This window comes from Acetobacter malorum, assembly GCF_001580615.1.
GTDB lineage: Bacteria > Pseudomonadota > Alphaproteobacteria > Acetobacterales > Acetobacteraceae > Acetobacter > Acetobacter malorum.
The window spans coordinates 64,875-83,645 of record NZ_LHZC01000055.1 but is presented as its reverse complement, the minus strand read 5'-3'; the positions used below and the strand labels follow the sequence as shown (position 1 = coordinate 83,645).

The following is an 18,771-nucleotide window of genomic DNA, read 5'->3' as shown; positions in this document are numbered from 1 at the left end:
AATATTAAATTTAATATTTCCTCCCGCAGGAGAAAACAGGCATTACGGACAGCGTGAGACACCAGACAGACGTCCCTCTGCCTGTTTCAGCGCAGCCATGACCGGCTTGCTGGACCATATGCGCACCCACAACACGCCGCCCCGGCTTCTGGCGGCGCTCAGGGCGCTTGTCCGTAAAGACACTCTGTGGCTGATCGCGCTGGCAGCCCTTGTCGGCGTGCTGGCGGGTGGTGTTGTCAGCCTGATGACGGCCGCAACATTCCTCGCGCATCATCTGCTGGCCCCGGAATCTGGCCGCCTGTCCGGGCTGGCAACCGTTAACCCCGTGCGCGCCCTGCTGGTTCCCACGTGCGGCGGCCTGCTGCTGGGGCTGACCAGCCTGTATCTGGCCCGCAAAACCCGCTTCCACCCGGCAGACCCGATTGAGGCCAATGCTCTGCATGGAGGCCGCATGTCCTTTCGGGACAGTCTGATTCTGGCCGGGCAAACCATTCTCTCCAATGGCTGCGGGGCCTCACTGGGGCTGGAGGCCGGGTTCAGTCAGCTTGGAGCTGCCTTTGGCTCCCGCATCGGGCGGCAGTTGCGCATGCACCGGGCCGATGTGCGCCTGCTGGTCGGCTGCGGAGCCGCCGGGGCCATCGGGGCTGCGTTTGATGCACCTCTGGCCGGGGCGTTTTATGCGTTTGAACTGATTATCGGCTCCTACACCTTTACCGCCCTCGCCCCGGTGGCACTGGCTGCCATCTGCGGTATTGGCGTGGTGCATCTGACCGGCACCGTGCTGCCGCCCGTCTGGGTGGCCACACCGCAGGGCATCCCGCTGCTGGCTTACTTCCCCATTATCCTGCTGGGCGTTTTTGCCGGACTGGTGGGAGTGATGCTGATGCGTGGCGTCACGCTGACGGAATACACCTTCCAGCGCCTGCCTTTGCCGGTCTGGCTGCGCCCCGCGCTGGGTGGCCTGCTGGTGGGCGGGCTGGCGATCATTTCCCCCTCCGTTCTCTCCTCCGGCCACATGGCCATGCGGGCAGGGCTCATCAGCTCGCCGCCCTTCATGCTGGCCCTCGGCCTGCTGGGGTTGAAGGCGCTGGCCTCTGCCATTTCCATTGGCTCGGGCTTTCGCGGCGGGCTGTTTTTTGCCTCACTCTATCTGGGTGTGCTGACGGGCGCGGTCTTTGCCGGAGCGCTCGCCCCGCTGGCCGTGCTGCCTGTTTCCGTCTGCACCATTGTGGGCATGTGCGCGCTGGCCGTGGCCGTTATTGGCGGCCCCATGACCATGATCTTTCTGGCGCTGGAGACGACCGGCAGCCTGCCGCTAACGGGCGCTGTGGTGGTCTCGGCCATTGTGTCCTCCATGACGGTGCGGCGGACCTTTGGCTATTCCTTCGCCACATGGCGCTTCCATCTGCGCGGTGAGAATATCCGCTCCGGCGTAGATGTAGGCTGGATGCGCACGCTGACGGTGGAGCGGATGATGCGCACGGAAGTCGCCACCTTCCCCGCGACGGAAACCGTGCAGGCCGCCCGCATCGCCTTCCCAAACCAGACACCGCGCTACATCATTCTGTGTGACGAGCAGAACCATTATAAAGGGCTGGTGGAAAACGTGCTGTTCCATGCCAACCGCGTGCCGGAAACCACGCCACTGACGGAACTGGTTGCCGCGGATGATCTGGCGCTGACCCCGGCCCTCTCACTCTCCACCGCCATTGATACGTTCGAGCGGCTGGCCCGCCCGGCGCTGGCTGTAGTGGATGACGACAACCACATTCTCGGCCTGCTGAGTGAGCGCTACGTGCTGCGCCGCTATGCGGAAGAACTGGAACGCACCCGGCGGGAACTGGCAGGGGAAAAATACCGGGTTTAACCGGGCGTGCACTTTGCAGCACTTTGCAGCACTTTGCGGCACTTTGCGCGTTGATAAATTTAAGTCAGGAGAACCCTTTATGTCTCTGCCCGCGTTTCTGAAAACCCTGCTACGGGCCAGTGCCCCGACTGCTCTGGCTCTTGGGCTGGCAGCCCCTGCCCTGAGCGCCCCCGCCCACAAAACCACGCCTGCCACCACGCCCGCTCTGGATGCTGCCGCTCGGGCTGTGCGGGCCGAGCTAAAATCCGTCGGGGCTGCGCGCTTTACCGCTCCGGACTACAAGCTCGGTGTGGTGCGCCATATGGTGATGTTCACCTTCCGCCCCGGCACGACAGCGGCACAGCGCGCGGAGGTTACGCGGCGCTTTGTGGCCCTCACCACCCTCTCCCGCAGGGCGGATGGCAAGACGGTTGTGACGTCCATTGAGACAGGGGCGCAGAACAGCGGAGAAAATTCCGACCTCGGGCTGGAGCAGGGGTATCTGGTTACCTTCCAGTCTGAAGGGGACAGGAACTTTTACGTCGGGCGCCCGATTGTCACCGAGGCAGGGCACTTTGACCCAGCACATGATGCCTTCAAAACCTTTGCCGGACCGTATTTGGCCAAGGTCGTGGTGTTCGACTTCACCCCCACGGCACCGGCAGCCCTCTGATGTGCGGGCCTTTCCCGCATGGAACGGGAGGCCGCACCAACGCAAACGCATATCTGTGATCTGGCATGGCCAGAGAACAGTGTTATAACACCTCATTCTTTTTTAAGCCTTATCCAGACGGAGCCACTTCCTTATGACCGCCCCAGCCCAGACCCCGGCGAACCAGTCTCTTCTGGGCCGCCTGAAGGACATTGCCGGACACAGCCGCGTGCTGACCAGCGAGGCCGAAACCTACCGCTTCCGGCACGGCTTCCGCTTTGGCGCGGGCAAGGTGCTGGCTGTGGTGCAGCCCGGCACGCTGGTGGAACTGTGGCGGGTGGCGCAGGCCTGTGTGGATGCGGGCAAGATTATCATCATGCAGGCCGCCAATACCGGCCTGACAGGTGGCTCCACGCCGGATGGCAATGATTATGACCGTGAGATCGTGCTCATCAGCACCCTCCGGCTGACCGGTGCCCATATGATTGGCGGCGGCAAGCAGGTTGTCTGCCTGCCCGGCGCCACGCTGTATGAGCTGGAAGGCATGCTGGGCGCCATTGGGCGGGAACCGCATTCCGTTATCGGCTCATCCTGCATTGGGGCGTCCGTTCTGGGCGGCATCAGCAACAACTCGGGCGGTGCGCTGGTGCAGCGTGGCCCGGCCTATACGGAAATGGCCGTGTTTGGTCAGGTGGGGGAAGACGGCAAGCTCCAGCTCGTCAACCATCTGGGCATCCAGCTGGGGAATGACCCTGAAGCCATTCTGAACAAGCTACAGGCTGGCACCTTCTCCGATGCGGACATCGACTGGGATGCAGGCCGCGGGCATGACAACAACTACATCACCCACGTGCGTGATGTGGATGCGGACACCCCCGCCCGCTTTAACGCAGACCCGGCCCGCTGGCATGAAGCCGCAGGCTGCGCGGGCAAGCTGGTGGTGTTTGCCGTGCGTCTGGACACTTTCCCCGCCGCAAAAAACCCGGCGGTGTTCTACATCGGCTCCAACAGCACGGACGAGCTGGAAGACCTCCGCCGCCATATGCTGACCGGGTTTGAAGAACTGCCGATTGCAGGCGAATACATCCACCGCGATGCGTTCAACATTGCCGAGAAATACGGCAAGGACACGTTTGCAGTTATCCGCAAATTTGGCACGAAATTCCTGCCGAAGATGTTCGCCATGAAGTCCCGGTTTGACATTTTTGCCAAACAGTTCGGCTTCCTGCCTGAAAACCTGAGCGACCGCATTATGCAGGCACTCAGCGTGTTTATCCCCAACCAGCTGCCCAACCGGATGCTGGAGTATCGGGACAAGTTTGAACACCACCTGATGCTGAAAACCTCCGCCACGCTGGCAGGCCCGATGAAGGCCTATCTGGAGCAGTTCTTCAGCAAGGCGACCGGTGAATTTTTTGAATGCACGCCCGATGAAGGCACCCGCGCCTTCCTGCATCGCTTTGCCGCTGCGGGGGCTGCCGTGCGCTACCGCGCCGTGCATCACCGTGAGGCGGAAGACATTGTGGCGCTGGACGTCGCCCTGCGCCGGAACGACCGCAACTGGTTTGAAAAACTGCCGAAAGAGATTGAAGACAAGATTATCGTCAAACTCTATTACGGCCACTTCCTGTGCCATGTGATGCATCAGGATTACGTCATCAAAAAAGGCTACAACGCCATGGACGTGGAGCACAGCATGCTCCCCGGTCTGGACCAGCGGGGCGCGCGCTACCCGGCGGAACATAATGTGGGCCATCTCTATCAGGCTCCCGATGTCATGCTGGCGCATTACCGGGAGCTGGACCCCTGCAACTGCATGAACCCCGGCATTGGTCTGGCCACTAAAAAGAAGAACTGGGTGGCGGAGAGCGTCTAAAACGCGATAGAGAGGTCCGGCCCTTTCCTGTTACCGGACCTCTCGCTTTATGCTCCAGATCGACAGCCTCGTGTTCAACGCATGGGGACGCCAGTTTTTTAATCGTGCCAGCGTCAGCCTGCCCAACCCCTCCAAGGTCTCTCTTGTGGGGCGGAACGGGGTTGGCAAATCCACGCTGTTCAAGCTGATTAAAGGCGAGTTGCAGCCGGATTCCGGTGAAATTTCCATCCCCAAGGCCGCCCGCATTGCAGCGGTGGATCAGGAACATCCGGCCACGGATGTCACCTTGCTGGAAACCATTCTGGCAGCCGATCTGGAACGCGCCACGCTGATGGCCGAGCTGGAAACAGCTGAGCCGGAGCGCATGGGCGATATCTGGATGCGGCTGATTGAAATTGATGCCGACAGCGCCCCCTCCCGCGCAGCAGAAATTCTGAACGGCCTTGGCTTCTCCACCGAGGATCTGGACCGCCCGATGGCGGAATTCTCCGGTGGCTGGCGGATGCGTGTGGCACTGGCCGCCGCCCTGTTCTCCGAGCCTGACCTGCTGCTGCTGGATGAACCGACCAACTATCTGGACCTTGAAGGCGCACTCTGGCTGGAAGCCCGGCTGGAACGCTATCCGCATTGCGCCCTGATTATCAGCCATGACCGTGAACTGCTGAACAACTCAGTGGATTTCACGCTGCATGTCACGGAAGGCAAGCTGGAACTCTATACCGGCGGCTATGATTCCTTTGAGCATCAGCGAGCTGAAAAAATCCGCCTGCAAAGTGCCACCCGCGCCAAGCAGGAAGCCGAACGCGCGCATCTGCAATCCTTCGTGGATCGCTTCAAAGCCTCCGCCGCCAAGGCCGCACAGGCCCAGAGCCGTGTGAAACGTCTGGCCAAGCTGACGCCGATTGAAACCACCATTGAGGCACAGGTTTCCCCCTTCATCCTGCCCTCCCCGCCGCGCCCGCTGGCTCCGCCCCTGCTGCGGCTGGAAAATGTGGAAGTGGGTTACGGGGATGATCCGGCCATTCTGAAAGACCTTGATCTGCGGCTGGATGTGGATGACCGCATCGGCCTGCTGGGCGTGAACGGGGCCGGTAAATCCACCTTCGCCAAGCTGGTGGCGGGTGCGCTGGAAGCGCGGTCAGGCCGCGTGTCCCGCTCGGCCCGGCTGGAAGTGGGCTGGTTCCATCAGCATCAGATTGAAGCGCTGGACCCACAGCAGACCCCGCTGGATATCATGCGGGAAGCGCGGCCAACGGACAGTGACCAGTCTCACCGTTCCCGGCTGGCACAGTTCGGCATCCATTTTGAAAAGCAGGGCACCAAAGTGGAAGCGCTCTCCGGTGGGGAACGCGCCCGCCTGCTGCTGAACATGGTCGCCATGTCCGCCCCGCATCTGCTCATTCTGGATGAACCGACCAACCATCTGGATATCGACAGCCGCCGCGCCCTGCTGGATGCACTCAATGCGTATGAAGGGGCTGTGCTGCTGATTACCCATGATCGCTCGCTGATGGAGCTGGTCGCGGACCGCCTGTGGCTGGCAGCAGACAACACCATTGTGCCGTTTGATGGCGATATGGATGACTACGCCCGCTTTGTGATTGAACGCGCCCGTGGCGGCACGGCCGCCCCCTCGCAGCGCGCTGCGAAGGAAAAGCGGAACAAAAAGGACAAGAAAGAGAAGAAGAAAAAGTCCTGAAAACAGGGCAAGTCTTCTTAAGGCGCAGGCAGTGCGGCCACCCACGCTTTAAGAGCGGCATCGTTACTCAGCACACCGGGAAAAATAATTTCCGGTGTGTACGGGCCGAAATCCCCGGCTCCCACGGCAACTTTCTGAAGAGTTGAAACCGCGCGTAGCTGTGACGGCATGACCTCTTCCCTGACCTCCATATAACGACTGGAACGGTCTGTTGTCTCCCCAACGTGTAAGGCCCCCAGACGCCGGAAAAGATCCACCGCAATCAGGCAGGAACTGAAACAGGTGTGATCCGTAACCAGCACCAGCCGCCCTTGCATCTCAGCCGGTGGCAAGACCTGCGGCATATCGTTCTGTTCCGCCGCCAGAGTGTGGCGTGCACAGGCGGGCAAAGCGGGTGAAAAATTCCGATGCTGCGCAAGAGCCTGCTTAATGTCGGTCACAAGAGGGCGGTAAAAATTTATGGATACACCATCCCTGCTGGCTTCTGCCTGATCCAGATTCTGTTGCAGGGCTGCCAGCACGCCGGGAGACACACGCCAGTAACTCCCCGAACAGGCAGGGAAATGGGGCTGAGCGGCTTTCAAACGCGGTTCACCCACCAGCAGTTCAGCAATGATGTCCGCGTATCGGGAATTTCCACCCCCATTTCCACGCAGATCAATCACCACCATCGGCGCCTCACGCAGGGCCGCCTGATTATGCCGGACCAGTGTGACGACCTTCTGAGCCTCGTCTTCAAGCGTATCCAGCCCGATCCACCAGCCGCCTGAAAAAGGCTCCACTTTCAGCCCGGCATCGCCGCGCTGTGCAACCTGCCCGATTGCAGCCCGGACATTTGCCATAAGAACAGGCTGCCAGTGCAGAGCCACACTTTCTGGCGCATGGCCCGGCGCAGAAAACGTGCACCGTTTCGGCCGGACCAGAAAAGGATTGCCCTCATCAAGCAAAAGCCAGCTTGCCGCACGCGCCCGCACGGCTTCAAGAACAGGATCACCCTTAAACCGGGCAATACGGGGCACAGCCCAGCTCTCGGCATCCTGCCCGTCGCAGCCCAGAAAGATCTGTCCTTTAACGTCGGGTTCGCCATGATCCGTCTGCTGTGCGCCCACAACCCACTGATTATTCTGGCGCGCCAGCAGGATTCCGGAACTCCTGATAATCTGGGCACCAACAAGCGCATTGCTCCAGATGTGTCCGTCCTGAAAATCCGCAGCAAGGCCGGACATAAGAGCGGCATAGGCAGGGTAATCCACCACACGCGGCAACCGTTGAGCCACATGCGCCTTTGCAAGGGCGAGACGCGCCTGAAAGGTGGCATCTCCCAGCTCAGGCGCGGCACCAGGGTGGTTGTTCTCAATCAGCGTCAGGGCTGCACGGCTGTCTTCAGCCGCAATCGTATGCCAGGCATCGGACAGGGGCGTTGCATGGCATGGGGCAGACATAACCCCCACACTCATCACCAGCACTCCCCAAACGTGATTACGCATTGCCCCCTCCCCGATACGACACATCAGGCGACGGCGTAGCACGCGTCCTCCCGCTGGCCATTACGTTAACGAAAAGACGCCACTAAGCAACAGACAGCGTGGGGGATCATCCGACCCTTTGTCCCAAAACAGAGCTTTCAGATGTTTTCAGCACGCCGACCTGACAGCCTCCCCCAAAACCACTAAGAAAGTCGGATGCAGATTGCCATCACTCCCACCCTTGCTCTGGATGACGCGGAACTCTCCTTTACTTACATTCTGGCGTCCGGCCCCGGCGGCCAGAATGTGAACAAGGTCGCCACCGCTGCGCAGTTACGGTTTGATGCCGCCAACTCGCCTTCCCTGCCCGAGCGGGTGCGCACGCGTCTGCTTACGCTGGCTGGCAGCCGCGCCACGCGAGACGGAGTGATTGTCATTACCGCCCGCAATTACCGCACCCAGCAGCAGAACCGGGAGGACGCCACCCAGCGTCTGGCCGAACTCATCCGGCAGGCCGCGCATAAACAGGCCTACCGTGTGCCCACCCGTCCCAGCAAAGGCGCACGCCAGCGGCGGCTGGATGGCAAATCCCGCCGCTCCAGCATCAAGCAGGGCCGCAGTAAGAAATTTGACGATTAACCCCCCGCCTATCCCAGACGTGAAGTGCCCCCCTCTTTTGCCGGATTGAGAAATCGGGCTTCATGCCGCCTCACGGTTTTTCTCCGCGAGGCGCATTGATGACAGCTTCCCACCGCCCCACTCAGTCCAGCACCATGACGGCCATCTGCTTCACAGAGCCGGGTGGGCCGGACGTGCTGCATTGTGAAACACTCCCCATCCCGCAACCGGGGCGGGGCGAGGTGCTGGTGCGCGTGCAGGCCGCAGGCGTAAACCGGCCAGACCTGATGCAGCGCGCCGGGGTTTACCCTCCGCCGCCCGGCGCCAACCCGCGCCTTGGGCTGGAAATTGCCGGCGAGATTGTGGGCTGTGGTGCGCCGCTGGAAGGCACCCCCATGCCTGAAATTGGCAGCGCCGTCTGCGCGCTGACCAATGGCGGGGGCTATGCGGAGTATTGTCTGGTGCCTGCGGGGCAATGTCTGCCCTGGCCCAAAGGGTATGATGCCGTGCAGGCCGCATCCCTGCCGGAAACCTTTTTTACAGTGTGGTCCAACCTGTTCATGCCCGCCCCTCCGGCTGTGGGGCAGCGCGTGCTGATCCACGGCGGCAGCAGCGGCATTGGGGTTACGGCCATCCAGCTTGTGCGGGCCTTTGGGGCCATTCCCTACGTTACGGCAGGGAATGCGGAAAAATGCGCCCTGTGTGAAAAGCTCGGGGCCATTGCCATCAACTACCATGAGGAAGATTTTGCCGCCCGCCTGCGGGAGCTGACGGATGGCAATGGCGTCAACCTCATTCTGGATATGATCGGCGGCGCGTATTTTGACCGCAACATCAAAAGTCTGGCCTTGGACGGGCGGCTGGTGATCATCGCGCTGCAAGGCGGGGCCAAGGCGGAACAGGCGGATCTGGCGCGCATCATGACCCGACGGCTGATCGTCACCGGTAGCACCCTTCGCGGGCGGGATACTGCAACCAAAGCGCGTATTGCGCGGGAATTGCACGCACAGGTTTGGCCACTGCTGGCCAGTGGCACCATCCGCCCCCGGATTGATACCGTCCTGCCTTTCTCCAAAGCCGCAGAAGCCCACCAGATGATGGAAGACAACAAACATCTGGGCCGCATCATTCTGGTGCCCGACCCAAAAGCCTGATGCGCGGGAGCCTGTTACGCGGGCAGGGCGGCCCTGCTCATGGAGCCATGCCCGCACGGCCATTCCCCTCATGGGGCTTTTTTCGCTACAAGAAGAGATCTGATCCCTCTCTTTGAGAAGCTTCGTTTTTTATGGCCCCATCTTCCTCTCTTGCGGACAGGCTTGCTGATGTCCGCGCCCGCATCACCGCAGCAGCGCAGGATGCCGGGCGAGACCCTGCCTCTGTCACTCTGGTGGCGGTCTCCAAATTCCACCCTGCCAGCAGCGTGCAGGAGGCCATTACCGCAGGCCAGACGGTGTTTGGGGAAAACCGCGTGCAGGAAGCCGCCGCCAAGTTCCCGCCCCTGCGGGAGCACAACCCGGCGCTGCGCCTGCATCTGATTGGCGGCCTGCAAACCAACAAGGCCAAAGACGCCGTACGCATAGCCGATATGATTGAAAGCCTCGATCGCCCGGCCCTTGCCGATGCCCTCGCCCGCGCAGCGGACAGCGTGGGCCGGATGCCGGAACTGCTGATTGAAGTGAACACCGGGGATGAGCCGCAGAAATTTGGCGTGCCGAAGGAAGAGGCTGACAGCTTTATCCGCACCTGCCGCCAGCGCTTTGGTGCCAGTTTGCGGGGGCTGATGTGCATCCCGCCAGCGGAGCAGGACCCCGCCCCGCATTTCCGCCTGCTGCGCAGCATGGCGCAGACGCACGGCCTGCCCGTGCTCTCCATGGGCATGTCCGCCGATTACCCGATTGCCATTGCCGAGGGCGCGACACTGGTGCGCGTGGGCACAGCTATTTTTGGCCCGCGTCCACCCACCGCCTGACGGGCGGATGCCAGATAACTTGCAATTCCCCGGCCAGACCCCCTATGCAAACGCCGGGACACATTTTCCCACGAGCGACGTGGAGCCAGAACTGACATGACAGACCCTGCTAAAACCCCCGGAACAGACCCGCAGTCTGGCACCCAACCCCACGCCGCGGCACAACCCGCTCCAGCGCACGCTGAAAAGCCACAGATTACGGAATTTGACGCTGACCACCCGCAACATGCGGCTGCCCCCGTGGGCTTTGCTGCTCTGCTGGGTGTGCTGGGCGTTGTGTATGGGGATATCGGGACCAGCCCGCTTTATGCCTTCCGCTCCACAGTGGAAGTGATTTCCGGGCACCATAGCGTCGCCCCATGGGAAATTATGGGGGTCGCCAGTCTTATTTTCTGGACGCTGATCCTCATCGTGACGGTCAAATACGTCATCCTGATTATGCGCGCCGACCATAATGGCGAGGGCGGCATTCTGGCCATCATGTCCCTCGCCCAGCGTATGGCGACCAACCCTAAGACCCGATGGGCACTTGGGCTGGTGGGCATTGTCGGGGCCTGTCTCTTCTTTGGGGATGGCATTATTACCCCGGCCATTTCCGTGCTTTCAGCCATTGAAGGGGTGGAAGTCAGCGTGCCTGCTGCGCATGACTTTGTGATCCCCATCGCCATTCTGGTCATTATCAGTCTGTTCAGCGTGCAGTGGATTGGCACAGGCAAGGTCGGAACCATTTTCGGGCCGGTCATGCTGCTGTGGTTTGGCACGCTGGGGGCACTGGGCGTTGTGCAGATCCTGCACCACCCCGGGGTTTTGATGGCGCTTTCCCCCACTTATGCGCTGGAATTTGTGTTCTACCACGGCAGGCTCTCGTTCCTCGCCCTTGGCTCTGTGGTGCTGTGCGTCACCGGGGCGGAGGCGCTGTATGCCGATATGGGCCATTTTGGCCGCGCGCCCATCCGCTACGCGTGGCTGTTCTTTGTGCTGCCCATGCTGGTGCTGAACTATTTTGGGCAGGCCGCGCTGGTCATTGCTGACCCCAAAGCGCTGGTGAACCCGTTCTTCCTGATGTGCCCGCACTGGATGCAGGGGCCGATGGTGGTGCTTTCCACCTTCGCCACCGTTATTGCCAGTCAGGCCGGGATCTCCGGCGGCTTCTCCATCTGCCGCCAGCTTATCCAGCTTGGCTACATGCCGCGTCTGCGCATTACCCACACCAATGCGGAAGAGGAAGGCCAGATCTATCTGCCGGACTTCAACCGCTTTCTGGCCGTGGGGGCCGTGCTGCTGGTTGTGGCCTTCCGTAGCTCCGATGCTCTGGCCTCGGCTTACGGCATTGCCGTGACCGGCACCTTTATCTGCACCTCCATTCTGGCCATTGTGGTGTTCCGCAAGCACTTCAACTGGCCGGTGTGGCAGGTGGGGCTTGTGTTTGGCGGCTTCCTGGCGCTGGACAGCACCTTCTTTGCTGCCAACGCGCTGAAGATCCCCGACGGCGGCTGGGTGCCGGTGCTGCTGGGCTGTGTGCTGACCCTGATGATGACCACATGGAAGAAGGGCCGTGGCCTGATTGTAGCCCGGCAGCGGCAGGACAGCCTGCCCATGGGCTCCTTCATTGCGCGCCTGCCGCAGTCCCGCATTATCCGCGTGCCGGGCATGGCCGTGTTCATGACGGGCACGCCGGACTTTGTGCCGCCCTGCCTGCTGCATAACTTGCGCCATAACAAGATCCTGCATGACCACGTTTTGTTTGTGACGGTGCAGAACCTTGACCAGCCGGAAGCCGACCGTGGCCACCGCGTGGCCGTGGAAGAACTGGCCCCCAATATCTACCGCGTCATCCTGCGGTACGGCTTTATGGAAATGCCGAACATCCCGCGCGCACTGGAAGATCTGAAGTCTAACGGCGTGGATTTTGACGCCCTGCAGGCCTCTTACTTCACATCCCGCGAACTTATTACCCGCTCCTCCGTGCCGCGCATTTCGCACTGGCGGATGTCCCTGTTCCTGTTCATGGCGCGCAATGCCACCTCCAGCATGGAATTCTTCCGTATTCCGCCGGATCGCGTGGTGCAGCTGGGCGTGAAGGTGGCCATCTGACCGCCCTCGCCCCTTCCAGCGCCGAGCCTCTCGCGCTCTACATCCACTGGCCATTTTGTCTGGCCAAATGCCCGTACTGTGACTTCAACTCACACGTGCGGGAACGGATGCCTGAGGCCCGCTTTGCCGCCGCCCTGCGCACGGAACTGGCGCATGAGGCCGCACGGCTGGGCCGCCGCAAACTCGGCTCCATCTTCTTTGGCGGGGGCACGCCCTCTCTGATGGCCCCCGAGAGTGTGGCCGCGCTGATTGCCGATGCCACAACACTGTTCGAGCCTCTGCCCAACCTTGAAATCACGCTGGAAGCCAACCCCACCAGCGTAGAATCCGGTCGCCTGAGCGCCTTCCGGCAGGCGGGGGTGAACCGGGTTTCTCTGGGTATTCAGGCGCTGGATGATGCCTCGCTCAAATTTTTGGGCCGGGAACATTCGGCTCAACAGGCCCTCGCCGCGCTGGAAATTGCGCGCGGTTTGTTCCCCCGCATTACGTTTGACCTGATTTACGCCCGCCCCGGCCAGACACTGGCTGACTGGCAGGCGGAACTGGATACCGCACTCAGTCTGGTGGCGGACCATGTGTCCCTTTATCAGCTGACCATTGAGCCCGGCACAAAGTTTGAAGCCCTGTATCGCACCGGCGCGTTCACACTACCGGATGAAGACACCGCCGCCCGACTCTATCAGGAAACGAGTGAGGTCACCGCACGCCACGGGCTGGCAGGCTATGAAGTCTCCAATTACGCCCGCCCCGGCAGTGAAAGCCGCCATAATCTGACTTACTGGCGCTATGGCGATTATCTGGGCCTCGGCCCCGGCGCACATGGACGCATCACGCAAGGTGACGCCCTGTTTGCCACCCGCCGCCACCGTGCGCCGGAACCCTGGGCCGATCTGGTAGAACGCACCGGCACCGGCCAGACCTCGCAGGACGCGCTGGACCCAACGGACCGCGCGCGGGAAATGCTGCTGATGGGCCTGCGCGTCACAGAAGGCATAAACGCCCACCGCTTTACCGCCCGCACCGGCCTGAGCCTGCAAGATGCGCTGGACCCGATTATTCTGGAAGCAGCACTTGAAGAAGGCTATCTGGAGCAAACTGCCGAAACCCTCCGCGCCACCCCGGAAGGCCGCCTGCGGTTGGAAGCCCTGCTGGGTGCATTAGTGCTGTAAACTGCTCTGCTGTTTTTTACACTGCAACTCATGAACAGTGATAATCTGAGATAATATTATCACCAGAACTCCCCAGAAAGAAAAATCATAAATGCATTTATAGGTTTCACAGATGATGATAAAAATCACAGAAAGCAGACAAAAAACAAGAAGAACCAAAGACCATTTATATCTGGAATTTATCATTCTCTATAATCCCATTAAATCATTATAATGATGCAATAATTTTCCACATTTTCAAGTCCCATAATAATCCCTGAGCCTGCCGCGCCATCCACGGAACATGTGGCAACGGTTTAAAATACCCGACCTTTATCCGCTGCGGATTAAATTTTTACATAGCCATATTCCCTTCCCATTCCATTTAACGATACGCTTGCGGCATGTTACCCACCCGGGTGCTCTTTTTAACCAACCGAGGCTTTTCATGCGTCAGCGTCCCCCCACCCATCGCCCCCTTCTGCGGCTGACTTCCGCCCTTGCCGCAACGCTGGCCGTGCTGTGCGCCGCCCCCCACGCCCGTGCGGACGAAAAAGCCGACGCCCCGGAACTGGTGATTGAAGACAACGATTTTCTCGGCCCGGGCGGGTCAGACATCCAGTCCACCATCCCGCTGCTGGCCAACCCGCACGTTAAGGTTCTGGGCTTTACTGTTTGTGCCGGTGATGACTGGGAAAATGCAGAATCCGCTCACCTGCGCCGCTTTCTGGAAATTGCCCACCATGAGGATATTCCGGTCGCCGATGGGGCAGTCTATCCGCTGATTAACAGCGTGGAACTCATGCGCCTGCGTGAGAAGCAGTATGGTGCCATTCCGTGGAAAGGTGCATGGGGTGGCCCCAGCTCCATGGACAATGTGCCCTCCGTCCAGCCGCCGCTGCCCAAATTTACAGAAGGTGCGCCCAAAACCCCGGCCATTGCAGAACCGGCGGCCATGTTCCTGATCCGCATGGTGCATGCGCACCCGCATCAGGTCACAATTTTTGAAGCTGGCCCCATGACCAATCTGGCACTGGCCATCCGTCTGGACCCGACCTTTGCCGCCACCGCCAAGCAACTGGTGTTCATGGGTGGGCTGATTGACACCAGCATGATGTCCATCACCGGCAGTGCGAATTTCGCGTCTGATTTCAACATGATTTTTGACCCGGAAGCCGCCCACATCACCCTGACCGCTGCGTGGCCGTCCATCACCGTGGTGGGGAATGTCTCTAACGACATCATGATGACCAAGCCCTACATGGCGCGCATTGCCAGCAAGAACACACCGGTGACCAGCTATATGAGCCGCAATTTCTCCCCGCTGCCGCTGTGGGATGAAATGGCTGCTGCCATTGCGGCTGATCCGTCCCTCGTGAAACAGTCCGTCAAAGCCTATATGGATGTGGAAACCGCCAAGGGCTACAGCTATGGCCACGCCCATGTCTGGCCCAAAAATCTGGCCCCGGTCGCCATGGGCGTGCGGGAAGTGACACTGGTGCAGAAAATTGACGCTGAAAAGTTTCAGGAAAACTTCGTGAAACAGGCGCAGGGCTTGTAAAACCCTTTCCTTCCCGCTGGCAGGGGCCATACGCAAGCGTCCTCTGCCAGACGGACTTTCCTGATGGCTTTTACTAACCGTCACCTCATAAACGGTAGTCCCGGAAAATCGGCCTCTGCCTGCTATAACGCCTGACGCAAAAGGCGTCCGGCAGAATCTCATGTCCCTGCTGCCAGCCGGATTTTCAAAATCCGCCCGACTTGCTGTAGGCTGGCAGCATGCTCAACCTCATCAAACTGGTTGTCGGTGTCAGTTCGGTTGAAGAACTGGCGGAACGGCAGAAAGACCCCCACAACACCCGGCAGCACCCGTACCACAGCGCGCGCCTGCCGGTGGTGCATACCCGCACCTTCCCCCGCCAGAGTGAGGAAATCCTGCAGGGTGGCTCTCTCTATCGGGTCATCAGCGGTTTGATCCAGTGCCGCCAGCAGGTGCTGGACCTGCAAACAGAAACACGGGCAGATGGCACCCAAGGCACACTCATCCTGCTCTCCCCGGAAATCATCCGGGTTGAACCCCGCGCCATGCGCCCTTTTCAGGGGTGGCGCTACCTGAAACCTGCGGACGCCCCGCCAGATCTTTCCGGCACGCAAAGCTCAAACCTGCCACCGCATTTGCAGAAAGAGCTGACGCTACTGGGGCTGTAAAACGGCATAAAAAAACCCCTTCTTACGAAGGGGTTTTTTCAAGCACCGAAAACCGGAAAACTTAGAAGTTCACACCAGCCTGCAGCAGGAAGGAACGACCAGCATACCAGCCACCATAGGTGGAATCGTTACTGTTGCTGGACGTATTGACCAGGAACGGCGGCTGCTTGTCAGCCAGGTTCTGAATTTCGAACTGGAAATTCCAGCGCTTCAGGTTGTAGTTAAACGTCAGATCCTGCAGCACCATAGCCGGGGTTTTATCGCGACCATAGCCCTGAGATTTGTAGATGGTGTTGGTACCATCGTTCCAGTGCATCCCACTTATATACTGCATCATGTAGGTTACGCTGAAGTTGTTGTGATGCCAGGTCAGCGTTGCATAGTCACGCACAGTCGGGTTGGACGTGCCCCCCTGCTGATAGGTGATCGAACCCAGATAGTTATAGCGCGGGCCATTAGGAACCATCTGCTGCTTGAAGCTGACCAGACGCTGGAAGTTGTTTTCCACCATAAACCAGTCTGCATCCGTCACGCGGAACCGGTAGCTGAGGTCCCAGTCCACACCGCTGGTGGTCATGCTGCCAAGATTGGCGTTAAGCGCAGAGACGGTATTGATCTGGCCGCTGGATGAACGTGCGATGTTGCCACACATGCTTGGGTCACTACCTGTGTAGCACCCATCAAGCACATACTGAGTGCTCAGTGCGCCAATGGTGTGAGACACGTTGTAGTGCCAGAAAGACGCACTGGTGCTCAGGCCAGGGATCCAGTGCGGGGTAAAGGTCGCGCCAAAAGTGTAAGTCCGGCCAATTTCCGGCTGGAGTTTAGCGTTACCACCGTTCAGGGTTGCCACCTGGCCGGAACCGCCCTGCTGGAAGTTTGCAGGGTTGATCCCCTGCTTCATGCAGTTTGCCATGACAGTAGCCTGACGGCCACCATAGCTGCTGATTTGCGTCATGTCGCAGGGATCATTTGCGCCATTGTAGCTCATGAGCGTGCCACCATACAGCTCAGACACGCTGGGCTGACGGAAGGACGTGCCCAATGTGCCACGGAAGGCCACATCACGGGTAGGTGCCCAGTTGATACCGGCTTTCCAGTTATAGGTCGTGCCGAAGGTGTTGTAGCTGGAGAAACGTCCCTGCCCGTCGATAGACAGGTTTTTAGCAAACGGAACATTGTGCAGCAGCGTCAGGTTACCTTCAAGATAAGCTTCTGACACGTTAAAGCCACCACCGGTGGGCAGCACAGTGTTGGTCAGTGAACCGCCCTGCGCAATAAGCGGATCGGGGTGGTAGCTCATCTGCTCACCACGATGCTCCATGCCCAGAGCAATACCAAGATCACCACCGCCTTTGTAGGGCATGTGCACAACGTGATCATTGTGGATACGCGCATTGAAGTCACGCATGGTGTACTGCGAGTGATCGTGCTCGGTGTAGTTGGCATATTGCGCTGCCTGGGTTGACAGCGGACCTAACGCGCTTGACTGAACACAGCCAGCATAACCAACGCAGGAATTGGGGTTATACGCCAGGAGAGAGTTGGAATCGCCAGGTGTTACGGCATCCAGGCCCCATTCCCGCATCAGCTTGTTATAGTCACCCACGCCAGAAGTCTGGAAGCTGGACATGGTGGAACCGAAGGTGAAGGACGCATCATACATCCAGCCTGCGATGATTTCACCACTTGCACCGACCTTGGCGGTCAGGCTGTCAACCGCGCTTTCAGACTTACGCGGACCGAATTCCGATATACGCCGATACATGTACGCCGGGTCGCTCGGATCGTTATAAATATCGCCTGCTGTGTTACCGGGGTAACCCGTGGGCAGGTATATCGTGTTTGGCAAATCAGACGGAGCGACACTGCCCATTGCGGGGATGGGAGCCATCTGTGTCCAGGATGTCTTGTGGCTGTACATTACGTTGGAATACAGCGTAAAATGCTTGCTGAAGTCATAATGGGCATCGCCCATCAGGCTTGCATTCTGCGTGTTATTCAGCAGCGAGGTATCTTTGTTGTAGTTATACCGGCTGGACTTGCTGTAGGGGCTTGAACCACCTGCACTGTTACCGTTGTAAAGCGGAACGCCGTCGGGTGAGAAGACCGTTCCACTGGTAGAGATTACGGACCCGAAGTTTGGGTTCATACCGTTGGATGTCTGGGCAATACGTGACCAGGCGCGATCTTTCATCATCACGCCGCCTACGGTGTCATACTGCCCCATAAGCGTGATGTTGCCGCGGTCATGGTCGAAATTAAACCCTTTATAACCGGAAATCAGGCCCGTCCGGTTATCACCGCGCTGGGTGATATCCCCACGCACGTTGATACCGCCCGTATTAAGGTCGTGACGCATCTTGATGTTGATCACACCAGCCACGGCATCAGCACCGTACAGTTCCGAACCACCATCTTTCAGGATTTCGACAGACTGAATTGCCATCACGGGGATGGTGTTCATATCGACACAGGAGCTTCCGCTCATCCCGGTCTGGGTCAGACGTTTACCATCGACCAGCACCAGAACACGGCTGCTGCCGAGGTTACGGAGATCCGTACAGCCAACGCCGTCACCGCCGTTTGTGTCTGCATTACCCAGACCGCTGGAGCCGATGGACGGCATACGCTGCAGGAAGTCACCCACATTGGTAACACCCGTCTGCTGGATCTCGCGGGACGTGATGATCTGCACCGGGTTCGGGCTGGTGTTACGGCCCTGACGCAGATAGGAGCCCGTCACTTCCACGGTTTCGGTCCCGCCAGCAGCGGTACCACGAGCCTGCTGGATGGTTTTAGCAGAAGAGGTTGTTGCGGGCGTGCCGGCAACTTTCTTCGCTGTGACCTTTTTAGCGGTAGTGTTGGTTGTTGTGCTTTCTGTAGCAGAGGTTGCTGTCGCAGCCTGAGCAAGAACAGGTACACCAGCAGCAAAAACCGGCAACGCATAAAGGAGGGAGAAAGAAAGCGGCAGGCGCTTCTTTCTGCGATCAGTATGGGACATAGGTGCTTCCTGCGCGATATTACATTTTGATTACGTTAGTATCTCCGAATTAAGAAACAGCTCCGCGCGTGTCACGCTTAAATTTCGATACAAAAACCTTTTCTCGAAATATGCGGCATCAAAAACACACCACTATCGTAACGATGTCACTTTATTTCTGAAACCAGACTCAAATCGACCAAAAATATCTT

General features: G+C 59.4%; 13 protein-coding genes. 11 read left to right on the top strand and 2 right to left on the bottom strand.

Annotation, left to right across the window (positions count from 1 at the left end):
* Positions 1-97 precede the first annotated feature (97 nt).
* The 4 genes from AD930_RS13195 to AD930_RS13180 all read left to right on the top strand — a co-directional run bounded on the left by AD930_RS13195 (position 98) and on the right by AD930_RS13180 (position 6,073).
* Entirely contained in the window at positions 98-1,867 is a 1,770-nt protein-coding gene (locus tag AD930_RS13195; protein ID WP_061506617.1) for a chloride channel protein, read from the top strand.
* Positions 1,868-1,946: 79 nt separating this feature from the next.
* Positions 1,947-2,519, top strand: a complete 573-nt coding sequence (locus AD930_RS13190; RefSeq protein WP_061506616.1) for a Dabb family protein — start codon at positions 1,947-1,949, stop codon at positions 2,517-2,519.
* Positions 2,520-2,652: 133 nt separating this feature from the next.
* Positions 2,653-4,374 carry a D-lactate dehydrogenase gene (dld, locus tag AD930_RS13185; protein WP_061506615.1) on the top strand — a complete coding sequence of 574 codons (1,722 nt, stop codon included), beginning with the start codon at positions 2,653-2,655 and terminating at the stop codon, positions 4,372-4,374.
* Between the two features lie 49 nt (positions 4,375-4,423).
* A complete protein-coding gene (locus tag AD930_RS13180) occupies positions 4,424-6,073 on the top strand; it encodes an ABC-F family ATP-binding cassette domain-containing protein (RefSeq protein ID WP_061492238.1) in 1,650 nt (549 codons plus the stop codon).
* A 17-nt stretch (positions 6,074-6,090) separates the two neighbouring features.
* Here AD930_RS13180 and AD930_RS13175 read toward each other — a convergent pair whose 3' ends face one another.
* The gene (locus tag AD930_RS13175) at positions 6,091-7,560 is read right to left on the bottom strand and encodes a S41 family peptidase (RefSeq protein WP_167375193.1); all 1,470 of its coding nucleotides are present in this window, start codon (positions 7,558-7,560) and stop codon (positions 6,091-6,093) included.
* A 195-nt stretch (positions 7,561-7,755) separates the two neighbouring features.
* On the opposite strand from AD930_RS13175, the gene arfB reads away from it, so the two are divergent.
* The 7 genes from arfB to AD930_RS13140 all read left to right on the top strand — a co-directional run bounded on the left by arfB (position 7,756) and on the right by AD930_RS13140 (position 15,576).
* A complete protein-coding gene (gene arfB / locus AD930_RS13170; RefSeq protein ID WP_061492241.1) occupies positions 7,756-8,178 on the top strand; it encodes an alternative ribosome rescue aminoacyl-tRNA hydrolase ArfB in 423 nt (140 codons plus the stop codon).
* A gap of 98 nt (positions 8,179-8,276) precedes the next feature.
* Positions 8,277-9,311 (top strand): NAD(P)H-quinone oxidoreductase, encoded by a 1,035-nt coding sequence (locus AD930_RS13165; protein WP_244150589.1) that lies wholly within the window; start codon positions 8,277-8,279, stop codon positions 9,309-9,311.
* 131 nt (positions 9,312-9,442) lie between these two features.
* Positions 9,443-10,126 (top strand): YggS family pyridoxal phosphate-dependent enzyme, encoded by a 684-nt coding sequence (locus tag AD930_RS13160; protein ID WP_061506613.1) that lies wholly within the window; start codon positions 9,443-9,445, stop codon positions 10,124-10,126.
* A gap of 96 nt (positions 10,127-10,222) precedes the next feature.
* Positions 10,223-12,220 (top strand): potassium transporter Kup, encoded by a 1,998-nt coding sequence (locus tag AD930_RS13155; protein WP_061500369.1) that lies wholly within the window; start codon positions 10,223-10,225, stop codon positions 12,218-12,220.
* Entirely contained in the window at positions 12,217-13,389 is a 1,173-nt protein-coding gene (gene hemW / locus AD930_RS13150) for a radical SAM family heme chaperone HemW (RefSeq protein WP_061506612.1), read from the top strand. Before AD930_RS13155 ends, hemW begins: the two co-directional genes overlap by 4 nt.
* A 427-nt stretch (positions 13,390-13,816) precedes the next feature.
* Positions 13,817-14,929 (top strand): nucleoside hydrolase, encoded by a 1,113-nt coding sequence (locus AD930_RS13145; RefSeq protein ID WP_082781882.1) that lies wholly within the window; start codon positions 13,817-13,819, stop codon positions 14,927-14,929.
* 218 nt (positions 14,930-15,147) lie between these two features.
* A complete protein-coding gene (locus tag AD930_RS13140; protein ID WP_061506611.1) occupies positions 15,148-15,576 on the top strand; it encodes a DUF1489 family protein in 429 nt (142 codons plus the stop codon).
* A gap of 61 nt (positions 15,577-15,637) precedes the next feature.
* Here the strand turns inward: AD930_RS13140 and AD930_RS13135 are convergent, their stop codons facing one another.
* Positions 15,638-18,580, bottom strand: a complete 2,943-nt coding sequence (locus AD930_RS13135) for a TonB-dependent receptor domain-containing protein (protein ID WP_244150588.1) — start codon at positions 18,578-18,580, stop codon at positions 15,638-15,640.
* Between the last annotated feature and the right edge of the window lie 191 nt (positions 18,581-18,771).

Bases quoted from the DNA above. Each gene is read 5' to 3' on its own strand.
- AD930_RS13180 (WP_061492238.1), top strand. From the start codon at position 4,424: ATGCTCCAGATCGACAGCCTCGTGTTCAACGCATGGGGACGCCAGTTT.
- AD930_RS13140 (WP_061506611.1), top strand. From the start codon at position 15,148: ATGCTCAACCTCATCAAACTGGTTGTCGGTGTCAGTTCGGTTGAAGAA.
- AD930_RS13190 (WP_061506616.1), top strand. From the start codon at position 1,947: ATGTCTCTGCCCGCGTTTCTGAAAACCCTGCTACGGGCCAGTGCCCCG.
- AD930_RS13135 (WP_244150588.1), bottom strand. From the start codon at position 18,580: ATGTCCCATACTGATCGCAGAAAGAAGCGCCTGCCGCTTTCTTTCTCC.
- AD930_RS13195 (WP_061506617.1), top strand. From the start codon at position 98: ATGACCGGCTTGCTGGACCATATGCGCACCCACAACACGCCGCCCCGG.
- AD930_RS13155 (WP_061500369.1), top strand. From the start codon at position 10,223: ATGACAGACCCTGCTAAAACCCCCGGAACAGACCCGCAGTCTGGCACC.
- AD930_RS13165 (WP_244150589.1), top strand. From the start codon at position 8,277: ATGACAGCTTCCCACCGCCCCACTCAGTCCAGCACCATGACGGCCATC.
- AD930_RS13145 (WP_082781882.1), top strand. From the start codon at position 13,817: ATGCGTCAGCGTCCCCCCACCCATCGCCCCCTTCTGCGGCTGACTTCC.
- AD930_RS13160 (WP_061506613.1), top strand. From the start codon at position 9,443: ATGGCCCCATCTTCCTCTCTTGCGGACAGGCTTGCTGATGTCCGCGCC.
- dld (WP_061506615.1), top strand. From the start codon at position 2,653: ATGACCGCCCCAGCCCAGACCCCGGCGAACCAGTCTCTTCTGGGCCGC.
- arfB (WP_061492241.1), top strand. From the start codon at position 7,756: ATGCAGATTGCCATCACTCCCACCCTTGCTCTGGATGACGCGGAACTC.
- AD930_RS13175 (WP_167375193.1), bottom strand. From the start codon at position 7,560: ATGCGTAATCACGTTTGGGGAGTGCTGGTGATGAGTGTGGGGGTTATG.